Source organism: Niabella agricola, from assembly GCF_021538615.1.
Lineage (GTDB): Bacteria > Bacteroidota > Bacteroidia > Chitinophagales > Chitinophagaceae > Niabella > Niabella agricola.
In genome coordinates, this window is the sequence record NZ_JAJHIZ010000002.1 from 1168310 (window position 1) to 1193367 (window position 25058).

Sequence of the window (25058 nt, forward strand, 5' to 3'; positions counted from 1 at the left end):
AAGCAATGCTGTTCCCTTATGCGATTTTTATGATTGCCGCAGATACGCTGATTGTGCTTCGGCGCGGTGTTTTTGAATACGATTAAAGCGGATGTCAGGTCTGCGCATCTGCGGCTCCGGGGAAACGACATTGAATGGTAAACAGTGAAAATTTTGCAACAGTCCAATAAAAACAGCGTTTAACCGGAATTCAGATCTTATAAACATACTTAAAATGAAAAAAGGATTCCTATTCGCGTTCATATGTGTCTCTTCGCTCCTGCTTCGTGCTCAAAAATTTGAGGGCCTGGCGCCTACGCCACCAATGGGATGGAATAGCTGGAATATTTTCGGAACAGACATCAATGAGGAAAAAATAAGAAGCATGGCCGACCTTCTCGTTTCAACAGGTATGAAGGAGGCCGGTTATACATACCTGGTACTGGATGACGGATGGATGGCCGGCGAACGTGACAGCATTACCGGCAACCTGGTGGCTGATCCTAAAAAGTTTCCGCATGGCATGAAGGCCATTGGTGATTATATTCATGCAAAGGGTTTAAAATTCGGCATCTATAATTGTGCCGGTACCAAAACCTGCCAGGGGCTGCCCGGCACCCGTGGCTACGAGTACCAGGATGCAAGGCTGTATGCCGCTTTTGGGGTCGACTACCTGAAATTTGACTGGTGTAATACCAGCGGCATTCAAGCAGCGGAAGCGTATACCACCATGAGCAATGCATTGCGGAAAGCCGGCAGGCCGATGTTATTCAGTATTTGTGAATGGGGTGTAAACCGGCCATGGGAATGGGCCGGATCTGTTGGCCAGCTTTGGAGAACCACTGAAGATATCTGGCAGGTGTTTGATGGCTATCACGATTATGGCACCTGGAAGGCTTGGTCGGTAATGACCATTGCGGATCAGAACGGTACCTTAAGAAAATATGCCGGGCCCGGTCATTGGAATGATCCGGATATGCTGGAAGTAGGCAATGGCATGAGCCTGGTTGAAGACAAAACCCATTTTGCACTCTGGGCGATGATGGCGGCGCCGTTGATGCTGGGCAATGATCTACGTAAAATGAATGCCCAGACGGCTGCCCTGCTTACAAACAGGGATGTTATTGCCATAGACCAGGACACGCTGGGCATACAGGGATTCAAATACAGCGATAACGACAGTGTACAAACATGGTTTAAGCCCCTGCAGCACGGGGATTGGGCCGTGTGCTTTTTAAATAGGGGCAGCAAACCCAAAGAAGTTTATTTTTACTGGAAATCTGAGCCCGTAAATGATACCTTGTTTCATCAGCGCCTGGATAAAACATATAACTACAGGCTGCAGAATGTATGGACCGGTACCATCGAGGGCAATACGTCGATGCCTTATAGCGGAAAATTACAACCGCACGAAGCGGCGCTATACAGGTTGAAACGATAAGAAGTACAGGATACCGTATAACATAATATTTGTCAAATAAAGATGCGAAGTGTTTTTTTTATGATCTGTTGCTGGGCCGGCGCCGCAATTCCGGTAGCTGCCCAAAACCCGTCCCTTGAATTTATGTCGTCAGACACTGCGTTGCAGCACAGTTTTTATCGTGCCCGGGACCTGGCCGTTTCTTTCAGGGGGAGCCCTTCGGACCCCGTTGGCCCCTGGTATGAGGCGGCACTGCCTTCACGCAACGCCTTTTGCATCCGGGATGTATCGCACCAGTGCCTGCCCGCCGAAATGTTGGGTATGAGCGCTGAAAATAAAAATATACTCACCCGCTTTGTATCCAATATTTCAGAAAGCAAAGACTGGTGCACCTATTGGGAGATGAACCGAAGCGGGCAACCGGCACCGGAAGACTATCGCAATGACCGGGAATTCTGGTATAACCTCAACGCTAATTTTGAACTTATTGATGCCTGCTGGCGGATGTACCTGTGGACCGGCAATACCTGTTATGTAACCGAACCGGCATTCAGAACTTTTTTTGATCTTACAGTAACCCGTTACCTGGAGCGGTGGAAACTGCAGGTAGATTCATTGTTAACCAGGCCCGTTTACCTGAATGCACCCGTCCCCTTTAATAATAAGGACTACTTTCACCGGTGCAGGGGCCTGCCCTCTTATTATGAGGCCATACATGATGTAAAAATGGGTATTGATCTTGTAGCGGCTATTTACCGGGGACTGATGAGCTATGCCGCAATGAATACCGTGTGGAAACAGGAACAACGGGCCGCTCTCTATCGTCAGAAAGCGGAGGCTTACCGGAAGCAGCTGGAAGCCACCTGGTGGAACAGCACCAACAATCGGTATCACACCTATTATTCGGGGGGTGGTGTGTTTGGAACCGGTGAAGGTGAAACCTACCTGCTTTGGTACAACGCATTAACGGATAGCAGCCGCATCCGGCATACCATACAGCACCTTCTCAGCACCAGGTGGAATGTAGAAAACCGCTCCTATCTCCCCTACCAGCTAGCCCGGTACGGATACGGCAAACAGGCCTACGAGAACATTTTGTTCCTGGCCAACCCCGCCACTGAGCGCCACGATTACCCGGAGGTTTCCTTTGGCGTTATAGAGGGACTGGTACAGGGAATAATGGGTGTAAGTGCGGATGCGCGTGAAAACCGCATTACCACCCTGTACAATCATCCGTCGGGTGATACCTGTACACTGAAGAATCTTCCCGTATTATCATCGCACATCGGTATCCGGCACTGGAACAAGGGCAGTACCTTTGTTAACAACGGGCATTCGGTTATTTACTGGCGGGCAGGCTTCCGTGGAACCGGACATTCGATCCGGGTGAACGGGAAGAGCAAAAAAGCCGTTCAACAACCGATAATTGGCGGGCCTCCGTTTTTTTATACGGATATTGCCGTTGCCCCGGGAGCAACAGTAACCGCCGCTATTTTATAAACCTGTTTAAACAAATCCGAAAAGGCTTCTTCAATGACAACTGTATTTGACAAGATCACCGAACTGGAACAGGTCAGCTCCTATTCAAAACACGACCGGATCGTGCAGGGGGTGATCAATACCATTAATGAAAAGGTGCTGGTTCCCGGCGACACATTGCCCTCGGTGAATACCATGATCCGCACCCTGGGGTTTTCGAGAGAAACCATCATCCGGGGCTACCGGGAACTGATCAGCCGGGGTATCGTGGAGTCGCGCAACCGGCTGGGGTATTTTGTAGCCAACGGAAGTACCCAGCAACTGTTAAGGGTGGCCCTGCTCATGTATAACCTGGACAGTTTTGAAGAGCAGTTCTACCGGAACTTCCGGAAAACCCTGGGCGAAGGTATCAACCTGCAGGTATTCTTTCATCATGGAAACATCGAGATATTTGAAACCATCCTGCAGCGGATCCGGCGGCAATTCGGCATGTATGTGATCGCGCCCATCCCCCATCCCCGGTCGAAAGACCTGCTCGACACCATTCCGCGGAACCAGTTACTGATGTTTGACCGTTATGAGCCCATCGACGGTGTTTTTAATCATATCACCCAGGAGTTTGAACGTTCGTCCTACCAGGTATTTGAGCAGCTTGTAAACGAAATCCGGGCCTTTGACGAATTTGTTTTCTACCATTCGCCCGATTCCCTGGATCCCAAAGAGATTGTGACCTCCTTCCGTAAGTTCATCAAAAAATACAAGATCAACGGAACCCTGATCCGCGAATTTATTCCGGGTACCGTTGAAAAAGGCAAGGTATATTTTACGCTGGACAATTTTGCTATGTGGGAGATCCTGAAAGAATGCAAGGTAAAAAAACTCAAACCCGGTAAAGACGTAGGCATTCTCTCACACAACGATGAACCGGCTAAAGAATTTGTAGGCATCACTACCTACTCGGCCGATTTCGCGCTGATGGGTACCATGGCAGCCCGGGCAATCCTGAAGAATGAACCCATACAGGTAACCATCCCTACCACCCTCACCAGAAGAAATACGCTTTAAAACTATTTTATAAAATTATTTTCTGCCATCATGAGAAGACTACTATTGCCGGTATTATTGTGCTCCGGCGTTGCCGTTTTTGCACAACAACATTACTGGAAACTGGATACCGGCGGCAGCATCCGGTGGACCGTTCGGCCGGGGCAAGCCCATAAGGATCATATTGAAATGAGTGGCAAACAGCTTTCTGCTATTGTACACTATGGCGTTCAGCCATCCGGCGCGCTGTTCCTGAGCAGGAAACTCGTGTTTCCGATGCTCCGCACCATTCCCAATGATACCCGTGGAAACCTGGTCAAAGAATTCAACGGTAATATCGCCGATTCCATTACCATCGACGGAAGAAAGATCACCGAAATGCCCCGTAGTTTTTCGATACATGGTTGTTTGCAAACGACCGGCACACTTTCCAAAAACATGATCCTCGAACGGGCCGTATTCCCGTCTACGGATCATGCGGCTTATATTGAATCGTATATCCTGCGGAACCTGGGCCCGGAAACCGTTGCGGTAAACGTTCCCCTTATCGACAGTAATCAGATCACCGATGAAAAAAAGGGTGTGTACGGATCTTATATTATCAATACAAAACTATATAACGGCGGATTGCTGACCCTGAAGCCACAGGAAGCCCGTCGTTTCTGGATCGTGATATCGGCCCGGAAAAAATTTGAAGACCGCTATTATTATTCAGCGGGCTATGAATTTGAAAAACGAAGCGCGCTGGTCCGCAACCTCGAAAACCAGTTGATTCTTCAAAGCCCGGACCCGGTGATCAACCGCATGTTTGCCTTTGCCAAGATCCGGGCAGCGGAAAGCATTTATGAAACAAAGGAAGGGCTGATGCATGGACCGGGCGGTGGCGAATATTATGCCGCGATCTGGGCCAATGACCAGGCCGAATACATTAACCCGTTCTTTGCCTACCTGGGTAATGCCGCTGGTATGGAATCGGCCCGCAACAGCTACCGGCTTTTTGCAGGTTATATGAATCCCGCTTACAAGCCCATTCCCAGCTCGATCATTGCTGAGGGCGCGGGTTACTGGAACGGTGCCGGCGACCGCGGCGATCAGGCCATGATCGGCTATGGCGCCTCCCAGTTTGCTTTAACCAGCGGCGATCCGGTTGAGGCCGCTACCCTGTGGCCCCTGATCGAATGGTGTAATACCTACCTGCTGCGAAAAAAAACAGCGGACGGTGTTATTGCCTCCCAGTCGGATGAACTGGAAGGACGGTTTCCGGCAGGAAAGGTGAATCTTTCCACCAATACCCTGGCTTATGGCTCCTTTTTATACGGATCCCGCCTGGCCACGGCACTGGGCAAAACAAAAACGGCTACGGAATGGCAACAGGAAGCCCACGCGTTACGGCAGCATATGGAACAGTATTTTGGAGGCACCGTGGAAGGCTATCAAACCTATAAATATTACGAAGGAAATGACAAACTCCGCTCGTGGATCTGCCTGCCGCTAGTGATGGGTATTTACGACCGGAAAGAGCAAACACAAGCCGCTTTACTCTCCCCCAAATTATGGTCGCCCAACGGCCTGCTTACCGAATCGGGTTCCAGCACCTATTGGGACCGGTCTACCCTCTATGCATTCAGAGGATTGTTTAAAGCAGGCGCTACCGATACCGCAATGGCCTATCTTTCTTTTTATTCCGGCAAACGCCTCCTGGGCGAACACGTGCCTTATGCTATTGAGGCCTGGCCGGAGGGCAACCAGCGGCATCTTTCGGCAGAAAGCGGGTTGTATTGCCGGGCACTGGTGGAAGGGCTGCTTGGCTTTGAGCCTACCGGCTTCCGCTCCTTTTCTATTTGCCCCTGGCTTCCCAAAAAATGGAACCGGCTCTCGCTTAAAAATATAGCAGCGTTTCGCACAACATTTGATCTGCAAGTGCAGCGGGTTTCCGGGAAGTACCGCGTTATCTTTAACGAGGCCGGAAAAAAAAGTCAAATTTTTTCGTGGAGTGGAAAAGCTCCGCTGCGCATTACACTTCCCTAAACCATCATAACAACAGGGTATATCATTATCATTGGATGGCGTAAATTGCCTGCTATGGCACTGACCAGTTTTATTATCATCATCTTCGCCGTTGTGTTGTTTTCCTGGTTTAAAACAAGGAAGGAAAAAACGGGCACCCTCAATGCATTGTTCTTTGCCAACCGGAAGCTCGGCTTTGCCGCTGTTGGCTGCGGGCTGCTGTTTACCAATATCAATACCGCATCCTTTGTAGGTGAAAACGAACTCAGTTATATCAATAACATGAGTGTAATGGCCTGGGGTGTTACCTCTGTGCTGGCCATGCAGCTGGTATCCGAGCTCATCATTCCCATCTATCTAAGAACCGGCATCGCCACTACCCCCGATTTCCTGGAAGCCCGGTACGACCGTTCGGTTAAATCGATCGTTTCCATCCTTTTTTTAGCCAATTATATCATCAACCTGTTGCCGGCTGTATTATATGGCAGCGCCGTAGCATTTGACGGGCTGTTCGATATTTCGGAATGGCTCCGGATCCCGCATCAGGCCACTGTTTGGATACTTGTATGGAGCATCGGTATTCTTGGAACCCTGTATGCCCTGCTGGGCGGCCTGAAGGCCCTTACGATTTCTGATACCCTGCTTGGGTTTGCCCTGTTCACCGGCGGATTGCTGCTGCCCTATTTTGCATTGCGTTACCTGGGCGCCGGCGACTGGCAGGCAGGATTGCATACGATCTTATCCGCAAAAACGGAACACCTGAACAGCATCGGCAAACCCGGTGATGCCGTTCCCTTCGGCACCATCTTTACCGGTATGCTGCTGGTAAACCTGTATTACTGGGGTACCGAACAATATATTGTTCAGCAAGCACTGGCATCCCGGGACCTGGCTACCTGTCAGAAGGGAATGGCACTGGCTGCACTTGGCAAACTGATGCTTCCGCTACTGCTCAATATTCCCGGCGTTATTGCCGCCCACCTTTATACAGGGCTTTCCAATACACCCACTGTTTTTTCAAAACTGGCCGGGGATGTGTCGCCGCCGGCCTATTCCGGTTACCTGGCAGCCATATTGTTTGGGGCTACGGTTACCACGTTTATTGCGGGTCTTAACAGCTCGGCCACGTTGTTTATGCTAAACGTTTACCGGCTGCTGATGGCTAAAAGACGCCGGCTTCCCCGCGAGCAGGACCTGGTACGCACCGCCAAACGGTTCCAGGCGGGTATCGCGGCTATAGCAATGCTGATTGCCCCCTTTATCCTGTTTGCAACCGGGGGATTCTATACCTATCTTCAAAGATCGGGGGATTGTTTAGTGTTCCCATCTTTACCATTATGGTGGTAGGATTTCTTACCAAACGCGTACCACCGCTGGCCGCCCGGGCCGGACTGTTCTTTTTTGTCGTCAGTTATGGTGCCACCCAATTCTTCTTTAATGTTCACCTGCATTTTCTGCATGTGCTTGCAATATTGTTTGTGATCACTACGATCATCATGTTACTGATCGGCCGGTGGAAGCCTATGCCGGTGCCCTTTGAGCTGAAACAAAACAATATGGTGGCTGTTCAACCCTGGCGCTATCGGCGCATTGTTGGGCTGGCACTGGTGATAGCCGCCCTGTTGCTGTTTATGCTCTTCTCACCCCTGGGCCTGGTGAACGCATAGGGGATCTCCAAGGTCTCTTTCAAGAACCGGGCGAAAGCATGTTGTGTGTAGATTTCCGTTTTGTAATGGTACGGGAAACAGGATGCCGGAGAAAACAGCGACCTGTATTAACGGAAACCGGATTCCCAATGCATTTGACCGGTCAATGCCCCGTATTGCAGTGGATCGTTTTGTGTAATAATATGCAAGCGCCGCCTCCGGGAGCCAGCGCCAGGTCTATCGTCTGGTTCGGGGCTACCTGCCTTGTTGTAGTGGTATAGCTTTCTTTATTGGTGCAGAAATCGGCGTCCTTCCCATCGGTAATAACAAGGGCATCATAGCAGCCTTTTTCGAGCCAGTCCAGCGGGATGCGCAGGGTTCTTGCCTGCTCATTGGTAGCTGCAGCAATCAGCCATTGGTCCTTTGCCGACTTTCGTGCCATAACGATGTATTCCCCTATTGCTCCGACGAGGGTCTTACTTTCTTTCCAGGGCATTTCCTGCGCGCTGATAAATTTTAGCAGCTGCGGATGTTTTAAATAGTGCTCCGGGATATCCGGGATGATGGTTGCGCCTGAAAAAACAATCAGGGTGCGGGCGGCTTCTGCAGTGATGGTAGCCGGTACAGGCATCGGGTTATCCACCCTTCCTTTTTGCTCCATATCCATCACGCCGTTATTCATATCCAAGGGGCCAGCCAGCATATTGACAAACACAGCAGTCACAAATGTTCCGGGTTGAAAAACCCTGCGTGCATCCAGCTGGGCGTGACAGTATTCCCGGGTAACGGCATTGTGCCAGGTACGCATCTGTCCGTAAGGATGCACGGGCCCATCATGGAAATCCACCATCAGCCTATGCGCCGCGCATAGCCGGGTGATCAACCCGGTACGTTCGTTTTTTTCCTCCATATTGCCCCGCATAAAACCATATTTGATACCGGAGGCGCCCCAATCCCCATATTGCCGGATGGTTTGTTCGAGCGGATATTGCCGGCCGCCTACATCGTTAAGATACAGCCAAACACCCACATCCTTTTGTTTGGCATAACGGATCAACGCCTGCACCTGTTCGGCCTTGCCACCCTTCAGTGGATCCGACTCCTTGTTAAATTCCGGGCCATACCAGTCGGCGTCTAACACCAGGTGCTTTATCTGATGCGCTGCAGCAAAGTCTACCATTTTTACCCAGGATGCATAAGACATCGTATACTGAAATCCACCGGCCGTTGCTCCGTTTATACGCCAATCCCAAACCGCCACACCCGGTTGAACCCAGGAAAAATCCATGCCCTTTTCCGGATCGGGGTTTAACAGTTCCAGTAAATGACTGTCGACCATTTTACCGGGTGTGCTGCCGTATAAGATTACCCGCCACGCGTTTGCACGCTGGGATTGTATGGTAAATACACGGCTTCCTTTAACAGTATGTAAGACCATGGGCTGACCGGATACCAGGTTGGCCTCATGAATGGCCATATACTGGCCGGCCGCGGCTTTGATGGTCATTACCGGCAAGCGGGTACCACTCGCATCATCCAGTAACTCCGGCCCGATATTCCTGTTTTCACCATTGTAATACCAGGCCGTAAAATTGCCCGGGAACCGGAATGTTGTACGTTCCTTTAAAGAGGTTGCCCCGTCGTAACGAAACGCAATGCCGTCATTGTACGCTCTTACAGTAATGCGGTATCCTTTCTTTTGGATCACCGCTTCATTAAAAGCATCTGCTACGTTGCTTCTTTTTCCCCATACAGGGTTCCAGTACCGGCGCACCTGTCTTTTCGTGATCGTTTTCCAGGGAGCTTTATCGCCGGTATCTGGTCCCAGTTCCGACCGGTCGATAAGTAAGTATCCATTTGCCTTAAATGCATAAAAGACCCGGCCTTCGTTGTTTTCCCAAACAGAAAGGGCTAATTTTCGGTCAGGAGAAGACATCGAAAAATGCTGCGGCACAGACTGACCCGCCAGCAGGAAGGGCCAGGAGAACATTATATGAAAGGGAAAAATGCGCCTCATTGTAACCACTTAAATGTTTAGCTCAATTACATAGTCGGTTTCATCCGGTTGTTTTTCCAACAACAACAAAACCCCTTCTTTCTGCTGCATAAATTTTACCGGTTTTTTATCGATGAATACCCGGGCAGACCGCACCTTTTTACCTGTTAGCGGAAGGAACAGCTCCTTGTCCTGAAGATCGAGGATATGTACAAACAGACGGGCACCTTTTTCTGTGGTTACGCCCCATTTATGTGCAGCCACAAGTCCTCCCCGCGTGCCATAGATGCTTTCTCCGTATTGCCGCAACCATTGCCCCATTTGTTATAAGAATAAAAAAATTTCAATGGCAGTTTTCATGGGCTGCCGGAGTCCGGGTCTGTAACAGGCACCATCCGCCATTAGAAAGGCATTTGATTAGCCGCGGATTTTCAACCTGCGCGGCCTCCTTTCGTTTAAGAGGAATAAGTTATTCGTCTACGGTAATTTATAGGTTTGTGCGGATGCCGTCAATGTATCCAGTGCGCCTGCCGGTAAAAACGATGTAGTTACCTGGATATTGCCTCCCGATTGCAGTCCCTGCAGCAGGGTTTGGGTATCCGCATTTTCTACGCGAACGGCTTGCAATGCCCCTCCCGAATCATAGGTTACGGTAGTATAAAGAATACTCGCACTAGCAATAGGATTCCATACAATCAGCATATTCCCGTTTGGCTGTTTGGCAATGGAAGCAATTACCCGGTTTCGCAGATTGCCGATATAGATATCTCCGTATACCGAAGCTGAAACCTGTTTGGGCAGGGAACGCAGCCCTGTTCCATTTTGAGTGAGCAGTTCAAAAATGTAATCGCCCTCCTTCAGGTTACCGAGTATAAACTCCGCAGGAATGCGTTCGTTCTGAGTCCGCGTAATATTTACAACAACAGAGTCTTTTCGTTGATTCCAGTAAATCAGGGTCTGTGTAATGCGTGGATCTGCTTTAACCTGCCAGGTAAGCTTTACCCTGTTGTAACCCGGAACCGCTTTTACGGAGTCTGCCACACCCAGGTAGATCCCCTCCGGCCGGTAATAAAACTCCTCGCTTACATCATACATACTTTTATGACAGGAACTGAGTATGCAACCCAACATCAGTGCCATTATCCAACCATTCAGCATTCCCGGGCGCTTCCATTTGCCGGGAGAAAGGCTTTTATACAGATTCATCATCGATTGTAGTTTTAATTTAGTTGATGGCGTCATTTCCAAACAGGGAGAGTTCTGCAAAATGAATGGCCGCTGTTTTTCCCCAGGTTTCCTTTACCACAAAGCGGAGGTAACGCATTTTCCCCGCGCCGGGTTTGAGTATAAATTCAAAACCTGCAGTTTCCGCGGCTTTGTCTTCGTTGGTTGTTTGCCCCAGCGGTAAACCCGAGGGTTTAATTTCCTCAAAGTCGCCTAATTGCGTCCATTCACTTTTCCAGGCATCCGTTTTCCAATAATCGTCTGTACGGGCATGGCTCAGCGTGTTGCTGCCCCAAACTTCAAAAAAACGGGGGTTGTGTTGACTATAGGAATAGTCCAGCCGGTTCCATAATACCAGCCGGCTCAGCAATGCGCTCACACCCAAATCAATGGTAAAGGTTTCGGGCATGATAAATCCGGCCGTCGGAATCGTATGCCAGATTACATCTGTTTTACCATCCCAAACATTGGAAAGCGGCCGGTTATTGTAATTGGTATTGTTATCTCCGGCCAGGTAGCCATCCGTAAATTTCTTCTTATCCAGCATTTTTTCAAACAAAGGAGACGCCGTTGTTACCAATGTATCCGTGGTGTGTCCGAACCGGTCTGTAATACGTACACCAAACTGGCGGCTTGTAGTATCAAATCCTCTTAAAGCCCGCACATCATCAGGTTTACTGGAAAACGAAAGTCCTTCTTCTTCCCATTTTCCCTGGTCGTTGACCGCGTACAGGAAAAAGCCGAGGAGTTCCTTGGTTTCATTCGTCCAGTTAAAAAGTACACCACTGAAGTCGGGTGTTATTTTAATTGTTTTTAAAACCGTCTGCAATGCCGGTTCAAGGGGTACAAACGTACCGGAATAGGCCTGTGACCGGTTCTCACTATGATCTACCAGGTAAAGTGAATAATTAACGGGGGCCATCGTTCCCAGGCCTTCTACTTTAACCGAGTTTTGATAAACGGAAGAACGCGTTACTTTTTTTACCCCTCCGTCATCGGTATACTCGCAAAGCACATAGGAGATGTCCGTTTCATTGGGCAGCTGATAGCTGATCACCGCACCTCCCGGAGTGGGCGCTGCCGTTGCACTGGTTATGGCAGAAGGCGCCTGCCCATCGGTGGAGGGCTGGCCGATCCGTTCCCTTTTGCAAGCTGAGATCAAAACAGCGAGCAGGATGCCGGCTGAAATTTTTACCAAAACCCGGCGCTGCCAAAAATTTATACGGTACATAATCATTTGTTTCATGTTTATAAGCATTTTACCATCCGGGATTTTGTACCAGGTTGGAGTTTCGGATGACCGATACCTGGTATATGGGCCACAGATAGTCTTTGTAAGTATAGTTGCGGCCATTAAAATAGGTGGTCACCGCATAGTAATCTACATCTTTCAATCCCTGGAAGTTCCACCCCTGTACAGGCTGGTTCAGGTATTTCTGGGCGTCTTTCCAGCGCCGCAGGTCAAAGGCCCGCTGTCCTTCAAAGGCCAGCTCAATCATGCGTTCTCTTTTGATGATCTCCCGCATTCCTTCTTTTGTTGAGGGTTTGGTGGGCACCGAGGAATAACGGCTCCAGGACTCTTCTACCCCTTTGAGACCGGCACGGTTGCGGATGCTATCTACCCACTGATACACTTCATGATCCGGCGCGTCCTTTATTTCGTTGAGCGCCTCGGCATAAAGCAGGTAAAGATCTGCCAGCCTGATCACGGGAATGGTATAGTTGTACGGGCTCAGGCCTGTACCGGTAATGGAAGACCGGAAGCTTACCAGCTTTTTTATAAAGTAGCCGGTAGGTATGTGCTGTCCGCTGTACTGAACACCCTGCGCCTCACCGCTCCGGTTCTTAACCGTAGCGGTGGTTACCCCCAGCAGCGCCTGTACATCATAAAGTCCGCGGTCAAATGCAAGATTGGCATAAAACCGTGGTTCCCTGAGATAGTTCAGCTTTGCGGTAGTTTCATTGCTGGCAATAAAATACCTGTGGGTTGCGTTGGTATTTTTTTGCATACTATACCGGTCTGCATAGTTCCAGGAAGGATCTTCATCAATGGGCACTCCGTTATTAGTATAGAACTGCTCGGCAATTTTCAGGGTTGCGCATAACTCCGACCCATTGGATATCTGAACGCCATAAAAATTGGGCGTACAATAGTTTTGAAAACTGTTCGCAGAGGTTGTGGGCGCAAAAAGAATTTCAGGGTTCAGGGTGGCACGTTCCGTTACGGCGCCTCTCACAGTAAAGTTTAATTGCAGGGTATCTGCAATATTAAACAATGCATTTTTATAGCGATAAAGCCCATTGCCCAGGGAATGGGCCATATCCACCGCATCCTTGATGGCGGCCGCGGCCCGCACCCATTTGTTGCGGTCTGCCGTTGCCGGAAAAAGCCTGGTACCGCGGTTATCGGTAACCTGCGCATAGTCGGGGTTTCCGTTGAGCAGCGGACTGGCGGTCCAAACCAATACTTTTGCTTTGAGCGCAGCGGCGGCTACCTTGGTAGGTCTTCCCATTTCATTGATAGGATCTTCAATCATATCCGGCAATCCTTCCCTGGCCTCATCCAAAAGATTTACGATAAAATCGGTAACCTTATCCACCGGCTCGCGGTATACCCGCGCCTCGGCCGGATCCACTTCCATCGATAAATTCTCATCCACAATGGGAATGGGCCCATAGAGCTGAAAAAGAAAATAATGCAGGTAGGCCTTTACAAATTTTACTTCTGCGATCCAGCGCGACCGTTCGTAATCTGTAATATCCAATACCTTGTTGATATGCTCCAGGAAAATGTTACAATCCCGGATGCCGATCCACAAGCTTTTACCGTCACGGCGGCCATCCCAATAGTTCCAGAGCGGGTCTGTCACATTCTGGCCTCCCCTTGCTATCTGGGATCCGCTTCTGCCATGGATACCGCTGTTGTCAATATCCCACCAGATTTCATCGGAGCCCACATTTCCCGGGTAGGTAAAAGGATCATTCTGATTGGGCATCATATTAAAACAGGAAAAAAGAAATTTCTCTGCATTGGCCCGGTTGCTGAATGCATTGTCTAATGTGGCCACGCCATCCGGAACCACATCCAGGTATTTTTTGCAGCCAAAACTGCTAATGCCCAACAGCAACAAAAGGGCAATCCTGTATTTATTCATCATTGTTTGCATCATTGTCTGATTTCACCGTTAAAGTTCAAGATTGATTCCCAGGTTTACTACACGCTGAACGGGATAGTTAAACGCATTGCCCGCCTGCTCGGGATCCCACAGCTTAAAGTTCCGGATCTGGAATAAGTTATTACCCGAGGCATAGATGCGGGCGCCTTTAAAACCGATCTTTCTCAATAGTGACCTGGACATGGTATACCCGATCTCGGCGGTTTTCATACGCAGGAACGCGCCGTTGCGCATCCACCAGGTGCTGGAAACAGTGTTATTATCAATATTGGTGGCAGACAGCCGCGGCCAGAAGGCAAAGATATCCCGGGTATCCTCCGACCAATAGCTGTCTGCAATGGCCTGCAGCACGGCACGGTTTTGCACACCGGCAATATCCTTGTCGGTTCCAAAAGGCGCTACAGCGGCCGGATCGATCCAGAAGGACGATAGTGCGGAGCCCTGGAAAAAACAGTTGAAATCAAATTTTTTGTAGCCGATTGAAAGACCAAACCCGTAGATGATCTCCGGCGTAGTAGGATACCCGATGGGTACCATATCATTTTCATCGACCCGGCCATCGTTATTAATATCCTTGTATTTGATATCGCCGGCTTTATATTCACCAAAGGTTTGCACCGGCGAGTTGGCTACTTCTTCATCATCTAAAAAGTAGCGCTCCGCGATATAACCCCAACGCTGTGAAATTTTTTGCCCTTTATGAAACCGCCAGGGCGTGGCCGCGTAATCCGGCTCTTCATACAGCTCAAATTTGCTGGAAGCATAGGTAAAGTTTCCGCGTACAACCGCCCAAAGCTCCTGCGAAAAATTTTGAGTATAGTCTAAAGAAACATCAATGCCCTTCCCGTTTGCTTTGCCAATATTGGCCTTGGGGCTGGCCTGCAGGCCCATGGTAGTGGGAATATCTGCCCGCAGCTGTAAGATCTTACTCCTTTTTTCAACAAAATAATCAGCCTGGATATTGATGTTTCGGAGCAGGGTCAGTTCCACGCCGTAATTACTCTTCTGGCTTACCTCCCAGGTAATCAACGGATCCGAATAGCGGGAAATAGAGATCCCTGATCTGCTATAACCAAAGTTCTCCCCAAACGAAAACCCTCTGCCACCGTCGTTCATATTTACATTGGAGAGATAGTAGAAGCGGTCCTTAATATCACCAATGGCATCATTACCTACTAAACCATAAGTACCTTTGAGCTTTAATTTGGAAACGATATCCTTCATCGGTTCCCAGAATTTTTCATTGGATACTACCCAGCCCGCACCAACGGATGGAAATAGCCCCCAGCGTTCTTCCTGCGAAAACCGTTCAGACCCGTTATACCCAAAATTGGTCTCTACAAAATACCGGTTATCATAGCCATAAGTAAGCCTCCCGGCAAGGCCTGCGTTCCGCTGCGGGAGCGAACTTTGCAGATCGTCATAGGAGCCGTTCTTATTTTCCCGCACATTGAACAGCAGCATACCGGAAACGGAATTGTTGCCAAAACGTGTATCATAGTTTACGGCGGCTTCAAAATACACCGAATTATTCATCGTCCTGGGTGAAGGCACATAATCCAGATAATCGGTGCCGGTATTCGGATTGAGCGGCATTAGCCGGTAACCGTTTCTTCCCGCACCTATTTCTGCCACTGGCGCCAATGCATAGGTAAACGGTATATACTGGCGCTTTACTTCCAGGTCTGCAAACCGGTTGATATTGTACATCGCCCTTGCAGACAGCCCTTTGGTAATAAAATTCAGGTTCTGGTTCAACCCGAACTGGATGTACATGGACGAGCGGTCGTCTGTCCGGTACCCTTTTACCATATCCGCATAGGGGTTCAGGTAGTTCCCGGCGGCGGTATTTCCAAAGAGGATATGTTTGGTATAAATGTTTGCGGAGTCGGGTTCATAGTAAGGCAGGAAATATACCGGGTTGGCCAGTACGGCTTTATTGTACAGACCCGTGCCACCGTCCAGCGGTCCCTGGTAATTATCAAATGTACCGCTCAGCCGCACAACAGCTTCCGTGGTGGAGGTTAAATTTACATTCACATTGGATCGTAAAGAATACCGGTTGACCTGGATATTATTATTAAAGTTCTGCCGCTTATCCATCTTAATGATCCCGTTATCCCGGGTATAGGCGGCGGCGATATAGTATCGGGCCACTTTTCCACCCCCACTTACGTTGAGGTTGTAGCGCTGGTTATAGGTAACCTTATCCAGCAGCATCTTTTGCCAGTCTATAGCGGGGTATCTTACAGGATCTGTTCCCTGTGCAGTATAATAGATCTTGCTTTCGTCATAAGGAAGACGGGTGCCCTGTACCCGGGTACGTACTGCTTCATTCTGTAATTTCATAAAGGTTACCGGATCTGCAAAACGCACATTTTCCGTTGGGGAAGATGAAGAACCCTCGGCCCTGAATTTAACCTGGGCCGCGCCCTGCTTTCCTTCCTTGGTAGTTACCAAAATAACACCATTGGCACCTCTTGCCCCATAGAGCGCCGTTGCATTTGCGTCTTTCATTACAGAGAAGCTGGCAATATCATCCACTGTTAAACGGGAGAGATCGCCGGTTTCCATCTCTACCCCGTCAATTAAGATCAGGGGATTCGCCTTCCCGGTTCCAAACGTGGTTACACCCCGCACAAAAAACTGCGCATCATCTGCACCCGGCTCTCCACTCCGCTGGTAGGCAATTACCCCCGCGATACGACCCGCCAGTGCTGTAGTAAGATTGCTGGACGGCACCCGCAATGTAGACGGGTCAACCGTTGTAACGGAACCTACTACCGCTTCCTTTCGTTGCTTTTGTCCGAAGGCAGTAATGACCACCTCATCCATTTTTTGTTTTTCAAGATCTTCCTCCAGTACGATCACCATGTTGCGTTCTGTACCGGCAGCCAGGGTCTTGGTTTTATAGCCCACGGCCGTAACCACCAGGGAGTCCTGTTCCGAATCTATCTCAATCATAAATTCTCCTGCATTTCCGGTAGAAGCACCACGCTGGGTACCCTTAATCGCAACCGAAGCTCCTGCAATAGGAGCACTCTGTACGTTTATAACCTTCCCGTTCAGTACCCATGAAAAAGCCTGCTGCCGGCCGGGTGCCCGGAAAATGGTCACCATCCGGTTTCCCGTTTTCTGATAGCGAAGACCGGTGCCCTGCAACAGTTCCTCCAATGCCTGATCAACCGTGGCATCCTTTACCACTACCTTTACCCGAAGCCCCGACAAGGACTCGTTTTTATAAAAAAAGCTATAGTTTGTCTGCCGTTCAATAACTTTAAGCGCCTGCTCAATCGGCATGTCCCGGAGGTTCAAACTCACTTTTTCCTGTCCGCTGCTTTTTGCTGCAATACACTGGAATCCCGTTAACAGGATCATTAAAATGGAAAGCTTCATTAAAAGGAATGACTTAATAAGGGTTCGATGTTTTAGTTTTCCTAAAACACGAAAAATTAATTTCATATTTTTGTAATGATTTAATGTTATAATTCGCTGGGGAAGCGGTTTATTTCTGAAAATCCCGCGGGAAGTGCTGCAAACATTTCCCGCTTTTTTTAATTGCTGATCATCATATGGCCGTATTCTTTTTATTATGTCAAGGAGAAATCGTTACAGTTTTATTATGAATGGTATAATGAAATGCACCGGTCAACTTCAGGGATTCCAGAACCTGTCCCAGGCTGGCTGCTTCTTCCACGGCCCCGCTGTATTCTGTGTTCCTGAGTTTATTATCCGTTATGAATATTTCCACGTCAAACCACCGGGACAACTCACGGGCGATGTCGTCCAGCCGTTGTTTATCAAAAACCAGCCGGTTCTGCACCCATTGTGTTTCTGCAGCACCGGAACTATCTGCAACCGGCTTTATTTTTTTCAGTGCGTACAGGAACCCCGCCTCCTTATCAGCCGTCCCCTTGTTTTGCAAGGCTCCGGAATTGTCGATGGAGATCTTTTCAAAAGGCTTTAATAAAAACTTCCGCGCGGGATCCTTCCGCATACTGATCTCAACCGATCCCCGGATCAGGGTTGTTTCCGTATGGCCGTCATTCTTATAAGCCCGTACATTAAAGGTGGTACCTAGTACTTTTACATCGATGGTTTCTGTGTGAATGATAAACGGACGCTCTTTATCTTTTATCACATCAAAATAAGCTTCACCGGTAAGCGATATTTCGCGGTTCTTTTTCCCGTAATCGTCTTTATAAGCTACACGGCTCTCGGCATTCAGCCACACCTGCGTACCATCCGGGAGGAGGATATACGACTTTGATCCCTTCTTGGTTGCTACCACGTTTTGTTTCAGAGACCGATTACCGGATGCATAGAACAGGTATAACCCCGTTCCGGCTACAAGCAACAGGCAGGCAGCTGCTACCGCCATCCTGTTTAACCGGAATAATTTTGACGACCGTTCCGGAAGCGCCTCCTGAACGGCCTGTTTCCGATGAAGGCGTTGTAATAACGCATCCACTTCCGGAACTGCGTAGCCGTTTTCATAATCCAGCCGCTGACGGAAAAGATCATCTACCAATGACGCCAGCAACGCATCCTCCGGGTGCTGCGCCAGGAGTGTTCTTAATTCCTTTAGTTCGGGCAATGACAGTTCCCCTGACTTCTTTCTTGCCAATAGCTCGATCAATCTGTTTGCTGTCATGCACTAACGGTTATTCGACTATACAGACAATATTTTCGCCGGCATCCCCCCAAGACTACGGGAATTATTTTTGAACTTTTTTTTGCGCATAGTATATCGCATATTCCGGCAATGACTCCTCCAGTATATCTACGATCCGTTTCATAGCGATGGTCATCTGGTTCTCGACGGTCTTTATTGATAAGCCCAGTAAGGTGGCTACATCCTGGTATTTTAATCCGTCTTCTTTGATCAGGCGGAAAATCAGGCGGCAACGGGAAGGCAGTTCATTGATTGCACCGGCAATTTTTTGAAGGTTCTCTTTCGCGATCATGCTTTTCTCAGGTGTTTTAAACGACAGGAAGCCGGACTCCCCCAACTCTTCAAAGCCGGTCCCCTTCCGGCTCTTAATATAGTTCAATGCCTGGTGCCGTGTAGCGATATAAATGTAATGTGAAAAGTTTCGTATCGCGGTAAGTGTTTTCCGGTTCTCCCAGATCTTTACAAAAACATCACTTACTACTTCCTCCGATTGGTGCCGGTCGTTGATCACTGAATTTGCAAACGATACCAGTCCGGGCAGGTAATGCCGGAATAGCTGATCAAAAGCGGAATGATCATTCCGTTCTGCAATCAATTCTGTAAGGGCCTTAATTTCCTCTGTAGTCATCTTGTCGGTCGTTCAATCGTTTTGCTTTAAGCATTCCGCATGGCAAGTATTTAGTCATTAAGACAGTTTTTATCACCTCATCCCCCCAAAGCTGTTATAATTTATTTATTATTTTTATCCCTGCGGTCCGGGAATTACAACGAAGCAATCAAAAAAAGTCCGGGCCGCACCCTTCCGCCTGATTATTGCGAAACCGGGCGGCAACGTTTTTCCAAAATCTTCCGCGGCAAAACTATTTTATCCGGCACCACCCGACGCATGATATCTTGATCATTCCTGATGCTATTTTGATCTGCCGGCCGCGGCCGGTATGCAAAGCATGGCCGGCGGGCAACCCGGGTTTGATTCCCGGCCGGTTGTCTTTAAGAGAAGAAAGTACGAACTTCGCCGGTATATGAACCTTAATGCTTTTGAATGTTGTCTGGCCTTTATCCGGTCCATTGGTATTCCCGTTGCGGAGCGGAGTATTGAAGAAGCAACGTTTCTGCCCGGTATACTCATTTGTGACGGAGGTATCGTAATTGACAGGGCGCAGCTGAAATATCCCGGGGATGTTTTGCATGAAGCAGGACATATTGCGGTTATTCCTGCAGCAGAACGCGCAACCGTTTGCGGTTCGAACATTGCCAACCGGCCCGAGCGGGCCGCCGAAGAGATGATGGCCATTGCCTGGTCTTATGCAGCCTGCAGGTACCTGGATATTGACCCCTATTTTGTATTTCATGATGAAGGATACCAGCACGGCGGGAAGCAAATAGCGGACCAGTTTGCAGCAGGGCAATGGTTTGGTGTACCCATGCTGCAGTATGCAGGAATGACTGCCGAGCCACGAATGGCTGAAACGCTTAACCGGCCTGCCTATCCGGTTATGGTGCAATGGCTGCGACCCTGACAAAATGCTCCGTAGCTTTCAAAAAGAGCCCCAGAGCAACGGTCCTGTTATAGAGGATTTCGCAAGGATCCCTCCACTATGGCCAGGATAACAGCGATCATTCTAACCGGGATGGATGACGGTACCCGATCACCTATCTGCCATCTATCGTTTGCTATCGATACTCAATCAATAAGAACCGATGCCTGTCCCGCTGTTAATCCGTCTGCTTCTGCTTTTATTCTTATGGAACCCTTCGCTCCTTTCTTTGCTTTTACAATTACCAGTACCATTCCGTTATAAGCACTTTTCTCTGTACTTTGAAAGGATTCGAAGCTGGTGGCATCACCATTATCGGTGGCCACGATCTCACCGGGGCCTTCTATGCGGAACCGGATCTTCGGATGCGAACGGGGTACCATGTGGTTATCTGCGTCTTCCACACGTACCGTGATAAAGGCCAGGTCGTTGCCGGTGATCTTTTTTACATGATTGCTCAGTGAAAGTTTTACAGCATCACCGGTCGTTTGTACCGCATCCGTTGCCCAGTATTTCCCGTTTTTATATACAACAACCTTTAATGCCCCAGGTTTGTACCGCACCTGGTCCCACACCAGGCGAAAATCCTTTCCGGCCTGTTTCTTTTTGCGGCCCAGGCTTTTGCCATTCAGGAATAATTCGGCTTCATCTCCTGAGGTATATACATATACCGGCACCAGAGAATCTATCCGCTCCTGCCAGTTCCAGTGCGGAAGGATATGTGCCATCGGATGATTGGGGCGCCAGTGCGATTGATAAAGGTAAAATCGGTCTTTGGGAAAGCCTGCCAGGTCGATGATTCCAAAATAACTGCTACGGGAAGGTGGTTTATTCCGCTGCAGCTCCTCCAGTGCTTTTTCCAGCTCCGCACGTTTGGAAGGATCATTCCTGAAGTTCAGCAAATTGGTTTCATCCGATCCGTACGGGGTGGGTTCACCCAGGTAATCAAATCCCGTCCATACAAATTCGCCTAGCAGGTGCGGGAACTTCGCGTTAGTGCGGAATTGTTCATCCGGCGTACAACCCCAGCCCGGATGATCGAGGTCGTAGGAACTGATCTGACAGTTCCGGCGGTTTGTTCCAAAAAAATATTCACCCCGGGAGCTTACACAGCTCGAGGTTTCACTGCCCATGGTAGGCATGTTTGCATAACGCGGATCGGCATCCCATTTTGCCTGTTGTTCAAAAAAATAGTTCACCCCCATCAGATCCAATCCCTGAACAGCACCGGATGATCTTCCTCCATCAGGGTCGTTATAGCCATTTGAAACCGGCCGTGTCGGGTCTTCCCGGCGCATGATCCCCGCCAGCTCTTTTGTCATGGCTACATCCCGCTGATCCATCACTTCATTCCCGATACTCCAGATCACTACCGAAGGATGGTTCCGGTCCCGGTGCACCAGGGCCACCAGGTCTTTCTCATGCCAATCATCATATAATTTGTTATAGTCGTTCTTTTTCTTCCCGTGTTTCCAGGCATCAAAAGCTTCATCCCAAACCAGGAAGCCCATTTCATCCGCCAATGCCAGGAGTTCGGGTGCCGGCGGGTTATGCGAAGTACGGATGGCATTCGCTCCCATTTCTTTCAGCAATACCAGCTGGCGTCTTAATGCGCTTGTATTCATCGCAGCTCCTAAAGCGCCCAGATCATGATGGTTGCATACACCCTGGATGGCTACACGTTTCCCGTTTAATAAAAATCCGTTCCGCGCCGTAAATTCGATCGTTCTGATCCCGAAAGTACTGTAATAGGTATCCGTTTTCCTGCCATTAACGAGCACTGTAGTTACGGCAACATAGCGGCTGGGTGTTTCAATACTCCAGATCCGGGGATTAGGGATGGTAACCGCAACATTCATTTTGCTACCGGCTCCTGCCAGCTCGATGTTTTTATTTTGAACCGTAGCTACTTTCTTTTTGAGTGTGTTTCCAGCACCGGCCTCATAAATATCGGTCTGCAGCAGTGCCTTCACAGATTTTCCCGTTTCGTTTGATACGGTTACCGCCATTTTTACAACCGCTGTCTGTGGGGTAACTTCCGGCGTAGTGATATAGGTGCCCCAATGATCCACATGCACCGGTCCGGTTTTAACAAGCCACACATGGCGGTAAATGCCAGCACCGGGATACCAGCGCGAATCCCATTTTTCCGTATTCAATTTTACCGCCAGTATATTTTCTTTTCCCAACAGGATATAGGGTGTGAGGTCCATCCGAAACGAAGTATATCCGTAAGGCCAGGTACCAACGTAATGCCCGTTGAGCCAGATCTCCGCATAGGCCATGGCCCCGTCAAAATCCACGAATATCTTTTTGCCGGCATCTGTGGCCGGGATCTTAAAATGTTTGCGGTACCAGCCAATGCCTTTCCAGGGTAACTTTCCCGTTTCGCCGGCCAGATCGATACGGAAGGGTCCTGTAATGGCCCAATCGTGCGGCAGGGACAGCCGCTGCCAGTCCTGGTCATTAAACGTTGTGGCTTCTGCCTGCTGTGGTTCCTCCAGCCTCGATCCGTCGGACTGCAATCCGTACCGTTTAAACAACCATCCTTCATCAAAGGATTCGGTTCCGGCATTTCCCAGGCGGGTAAAGGACGATTGTGCCTTACTGCTGTCGGCCATTAACAAGGTGGCCATAGCGGCCAGTATCCATCGAAAGCCTGAAATAAATCGCATTTTTTTTATATTGTTGTTATAAGTATTTCTGAACAGGATTGTATTATTCCCGGGGAACCGAGCGCCTTTAAAGACAAATGGTTCGTTTCTGACTACAACCCTCTTATCATATCATCCGGAAATTCTACATTAAATACTTTTAAATCCCTGAGCTGTGCTTTGGCGGCATTTTTTCTGTCGCCGATCCACTGCAAGGGGAAAAAGAGCGTTTGTACCCTGGCTGTTTGCTTACCATTGGGAAAGGTTTTTTTGACGCCTTCCAGTTTTTCTTTCAGTACACCATTTACAAAAAGCGATGTTCCTTTATGGTTGCCTTTAATAACGATCTTTGTCCATTCATTAGCAGGAACCGAATAATCAAAGCTGTAATGATATCCTTCTCTTGTAAAACCCAGTTTACCGGTGCCCTGCTGGTTGATGGTAACCATGGCATCTCCGGAGCCAAACAATACCGCGTCCGGAGCATTCCCCTGTTCCGGTTTTATCGAAAAGCTAACCGTATAGCCATACCCGATCCCCGGAAACGGTGTTGTTATAAAACTTGTTCCTCCTTTTAAACGGATCGATTTTTCATGTTGATCGAATGCGGCATTTGTTCGCGCTGTTTTACCCGGTGCGGTAAAATGACCGTGGCCATCCATTGCCAGTACCAATGAATCTTTTGAATGAATACGGCCCAGCATATTCAACCCCGGGCCTTCGCCGATCTCTTTGGCCTGCGTTGAAAAAGCGGCATATTCCATCGGCTTTGCGCTGCCACCCCACATTTTTTGCGATAAGACCTGCATGGCCGGAAACACGCGGTGATGGACGTCTTTTTCGGTGATCCCATTGCCCACATGATCATTCCAAACTGCAAAAGCACCTCCTCTTAACAGGGGATAATTTTCTTCAAACGTTTCTTTACCGATCCGGTTGGGCGTCCATTCTTCATACAGTTTTTTTACATTCAGGTAATCGTAGTAGTAACCCGCAGCAGGAACTATATACAGCCATCCATCCGGCGTACTGATGCCTTTATAGCCCAGGGCAAACATATCTTTAGGTTCTGCATAGCCATTGTACCAAAGGTTCATCGTAACGCCATCTGCTTTTACCGGCGTGGTACCCTGCGCATGGGTCAGCGATCCCCACATCCGTACTTTTTTCCCAAATCCTTCTACGAAACGGATATAGTGATCGGTAAATTTCCGGAACTTTTCCGCGTCCTTTTTAGCATACTCGTCGGTACCGATATGCACTTCCTTCCCGATAAAGACCGGGTTGGGACCCTTCAGGTATTCCCGGAATACGTTATCGATCACCGTATAGGTAAGCGGATTGTCCAGGTCCAGGTGATCCATACCATACTGTTTACTGCCCACACCGGGTACAGCCTTGCTAAAAGCCAGGGAATGCGCCGGCACATCGATTTCGGGTATGATGTTCACCCCATACCGCTGTGCCATTTGCTGCAATTCAATAAATTCTTTTTTTGTATAGCTTCCGTCCTTTGCTGTGAGGTTAGGATAGGTGTCATTCTGCAAGCGGAAGGCCGAATAGGTACTGTCCCAGTCATCACCAAAGAACTGTTTAAAGCCGTTATCATTGAGATGAATGTGAAAATCATTCATCTTGTAGTACGACATAAATTTTACATAGTGCTTTAAAAAATCAAGCGTGAAAAATTTGCGCCCCACATCCAGTACAAATCCCCGCACTTCATAGTTAGGATAGTCGCGCGCAGTGCCTTTTGGTAATCGCTTTTGTTGCGGTGCCTGCTCCAATAACTGAAGCAAGGTGCGTGTAGCCCATATGGCACCGGTTACATCCTTTGCCTTAATGGCAATCTGATCATCGATCTGCAGGCTATAGCCCTCCGGAGGCAACGAGGCTCCGGTTGCATCCAGGCTAAAGAACACCGTTCCTTTTTGCGCCTGCCCTGTTTTTATCAACGTTGTGGTTCCGGGTGTTATAATCGCCAGGTCTTCCGCCAGTAACCGCGCCACCGGCAACAGTTCTTTACTATAGCGCGGATCTACAACCAAACGGGTTGCCGGTTTCCATTCAAAAGATCCGGTTGCGCCCTGCCATTCCCGTAATGCCGGAATGATAAAAGGTGCCGGGTTGGTTTGTGCCTGTATCCATTCCGGAATTCCGGCCACTACAGCAGCTACCAGGCAGTACAGTATCCGAAGTTTTTTCATTTTCTTCATTCTA

At 49.0% G+C, this 25058-nt stretch carries 17 protein-coding genes; 7 read left to right on the top strand and 10 right to left on the bottom strand.

Annotated elements, in window-relative coordinates:
- The first annotated feature begins 214 nt into the window (after positions 1-214).
- The 6 genes from LL912_RS05195 to LL912_RS05220 all read left to right on the top strand — a co-directional run bounded on the left by LL912_RS05195 (position 215) and on the right by LL912_RS05220 (position 7596).
- Positions 215-1420, top strand: a complete 1206-nt coding sequence (locus tag LL912_RS05195; protein ID WP_235552499.1) for a glycoside hydrolase family 27 protein — start codon at positions 215-217, stop codon at positions 1418-1420.
- Between the two features lie 123 nt (positions 1421-1543).
- Entirely contained in the window at positions 1544-2899 is a 1356-nt protein-coding gene (locus LL912_RS05200) for a hypothetical protein (protein ID WP_235552500.1), read from the top strand.
- Positions 2900-2932: 33 nt separating this feature from the next.
- Positions 2933-3943 carry a GntR family transcriptional regulator gene (locus LL912_RS05205; RefSeq protein WP_235552501.1) on the top strand — a complete coding sequence of 337 codons (1011 nt, stop codon included), beginning with the start codon at positions 2933-2935 and terminating at the stop codon, positions 3941-3943.
- A gap of 30 nt (positions 3944-3973) precedes the next feature.
- A complete protein-coding gene (locus LL912_RS05210) occupies positions 3974-5950 on the top strand; it encodes a glucosidase family protein (protein ID WP_235552502.1) in 1977 nt (658 codons plus the stop codon).
- Positions 5951-6004: 54 nt separating this feature from the next.
- Positions 6005-7276, top strand: a complete 1272-nt coding sequence (locus tag LL912_RS05215) for a solute:sodium symporter family transporter (protein WP_235552503.1) — start codon at positions 6005-6007, stop codon at positions 7274-7276.
- Positions 7267-7596 (top strand): hypothetical protein, encoded by a 330-nt coding sequence (locus LL912_RS05220; RefSeq protein WP_235552504.1) that lies wholly within the window; start codon positions 7267-7269, stop codon positions 7594-7596. The genes LL912_RS05215 and LL912_RS05220 overlap by 10 nt, the downstream gene beginning before the upstream one ends.
- Before the next feature lie 142 nt (positions 7597-7738).
- Here LL912_RS05220 and LL912_RS05225 read toward each other — a convergent pair whose 3' ends face one another.
- The 8 genes from LL912_RS05225 to LL912_RS05260 form a co-directional block, all read right to left on the bottom strand.
- A complete protein-coding gene (locus LL912_RS05225) occupies positions 7739-9592 on the bottom strand; it encodes a glycoside hydrolase family 97 protein (protein WP_235552505.1) in 1854 nt (617 codons plus the stop codon).
- A gap of 9 nt (positions 9593-9601) precedes the next feature.
- Positions 9602-9892 carry an alpha-amylase family protein gene (locus LL912_RS05230; RefSeq protein ID WP_235552506.1) on the bottom strand — a complete coding sequence of 97 codons (291 nt, stop codon included), beginning with the start codon at positions 9890-9892 and terminating at the stop codon, positions 9602-9604.
- 156 nt (positions 9893-10048) lie between these two features.
- Positions 10049-10780 carry a DUF4998 domain-containing protein gene (locus tag LL912_RS05235; protein ID WP_235552507.1) on the bottom strand — a complete coding sequence of 244 codons (732 nt, stop codon included), beginning with the start codon at positions 10778-10780 and terminating at the stop codon, positions 10049-10051.
- A gap of 16 nt (positions 10781-10796) precedes the next feature.
- A complete protein-coding gene (locus LL912_RS05240) occupies positions 10797-12026 on the bottom strand; it encodes a DUF5000 domain-containing lipoprotein (RefSeq protein WP_235552508.1) in 1230 nt (409 codons plus the stop codon).
- A 28-nt stretch (positions 12027-12054) separates the two neighbouring features.
- A complete protein-coding gene (locus LL912_RS05245) occupies positions 12055-13965 on the bottom strand; it encodes a RagB/SusD family nutrient uptake outer membrane protein (protein ID WP_235552509.1) in 1911 nt (636 codons plus the stop codon).
- A 15-nt stretch (positions 13966-13980) separates the two neighbouring features.
- A complete protein-coding gene (locus LL912_RS05250) occupies positions 13981-17433 on the bottom strand; it encodes a SusC/RagA family TonB-linked outer membrane protein (protein WP_235552510.1) in 3453 nt (1150 codons plus the stop codon).
- A gap of 133 nt (positions 17434-17566) precedes the next feature.
- Positions 17567-18625, bottom strand: coding sequence for a FecR family protein (locus LL912_RS05255; RefSeq protein ID WP_235552511.1), 1059 nt, complete (start codon positions 18623-18625; stop codon positions 17567-17569).
- Positions 18626-18689: 64 nt separating this feature from the next.
- Positions 18690-19274 (bottom strand): RNA polymerase sigma-70 factor, encoded by a 585-nt coding sequence (locus LL912_RS05260; protein WP_235552512.1) that lies wholly within the window; start codon positions 19272-19274, stop codon positions 18690-18692.
- A 394-nt stretch (positions 19275-19668) separates the two neighbouring features.
- Between LL912_RS05260 and LL912_RS05265 the strand changes: the two genes are divergently transcribed.
- Positions 19669-20166: a hypothetical protein gene (locus tag LL912_RS05265; RefSeq protein ID WP_235552513.1), complete on the top strand. Its 498-nt coding sequence runs from the start codon at positions 19669-19671 to the stop codon at positions 20164-20166.
- 164 nt (positions 20167-20330) lie between these two features.
- On the opposite strand, the gene galB is transcribed toward LL912_RS05265, so the two are convergent.
- Positions 20331-22859, bottom strand: coding sequence for a beta-galactosidase GalB (gene galB, locus LL912_RS05270; protein WP_235552514.1), 2529 nt, complete (start codon positions 22857-22859; stop codon positions 20331-20333).
- 92 nt (positions 22860-22951) lie between these two features.
- On the bottom strand, positions 22952-25054 hold the full coding sequence (locus tag LL912_RS05275; RefSeq protein ID WP_235552515.1) for a family 20 glycosylhydrolase: 2103 nt from the start codon (positions 25052-25054) through the stop codon (positions 22952-22954).
- Between the last annotated feature and the right edge of the window lie 4 nt (positions 25055-25058).

Excerpts from the sequence above, each read along its gene's own strand:
- LL912_RS05195 (WP_235552499.1), top strand. The coding sequence starts at position 215 with ATGAAAAAAGGATTCCTATTCGCGTTCATATGTGTCTCTTCGCTCCTG.
- LL912_RS05200 (WP_235552500.1), top strand. The coding sequence starts at position 1,544 with ATGTCGTCAGACACTGCGTTGCAGCACAGTTTTTATCGTGCCCGGGAC.
- LL912_RS05205 (WP_235552501.1), top strand. The coding sequence starts at position 2,933 with ATGACAACTGTATTTGACAAGATCACCGAACTGGAACAGGTCAGCTCC.
- LL912_RS05210 (WP_235552502.1), top strand. The coding sequence starts at position 3,974 with ATGAGAAGACTACTATTGCCGGTATTATTGTGCTCCGGCGTTGCCGTT.
- LL912_RS05215 (WP_235552503.1), top strand. The coding sequence starts at position 6,005 with ATGGCACTGACCAGTTTTATTATCATCATCTTCGCCGTTGTGTTGTTT.
- LL912_RS05220 (WP_235552504.1), top strand. The coding sequence starts at position 7,267 with ATGGTGGTAGGATTTCTTACCAAACGCGTACCACCGCTGGCCGCCCGG.
- LL912_RS05225 (WP_235552505.1), bottom strand. The coding sequence starts at position 9,592 with ATGAGGCGCATTTTTCCCTTTCATATAATGTTCTCCTGGCCCTTCCTG.
- LL912_RS05230 (WP_235552506.1), bottom strand. The coding sequence starts at position 9,892 with ATGGGGCAATGGTTGCGGCAATACGGAGAAAGCATCTATGGCACGCGG.
- LL912_RS05235 (WP_235552507.1), bottom strand. The coding sequence starts at position 10,780 with ATGATGAATCTGTATAAAAGCCTTTCTCCCGGCAAATGGAAGCGCCCG.
- LL912_RS05240 (WP_235552508.1), bottom strand. The coding sequence starts at position 12,026 with ATGTACCGTATAAATTTTTGGCAGCGCCGGGTTTTGGTAAAAATTTCA.
- LL912_RS05245 (WP_235552509.1), bottom strand. The coding sequence starts at position 13,965 with ATGATGCAAACAATGATGAATAAATACAGGATTGCCCTTTTGTTGCTG.
- LL912_RS05250 (WP_235552510.1), bottom strand. The coding sequence starts at position 17,433 with ATGAAATTAATTTTTCGTGTTTTAGGAAAACTAAAACATCGAACCCTT.
- LL912_RS05255 (WP_235552511.1), bottom strand. The coding sequence starts at position 18,625 with ATGACAGCAAACAGATTGATCGAGCTATTGGCAAGAAAGAAGTCAGGG.
- LL912_RS05260 (WP_235552512.1), bottom strand. The coding sequence starts at position 19,274 with ATGACTACAGAGGAAATTAAGGCCCTTACAGAATTGATTGCAGAACGG.
- LL912_RS05265 (WP_235552513.1), top strand. The coding sequence starts at position 19,669 with ATGAACCTTAATGCTTTTGAATGTTGTCTGGCCTTTATCCGGTCCATT.
- galB (WP_235552514.1), bottom strand. The coding sequence starts at position 22,859 with ATGCGATTTATTTCAGGCTTTCGATGGATACTGGCCGCTATGGCCACC.
- LL912_RS05275 (WP_235552515.1), bottom strand. The coding sequence starts at position 25,054 with ATGAAGAAAATGAAAAAACTTCGGATACTGTACTGCCTGGTAGCTGCT.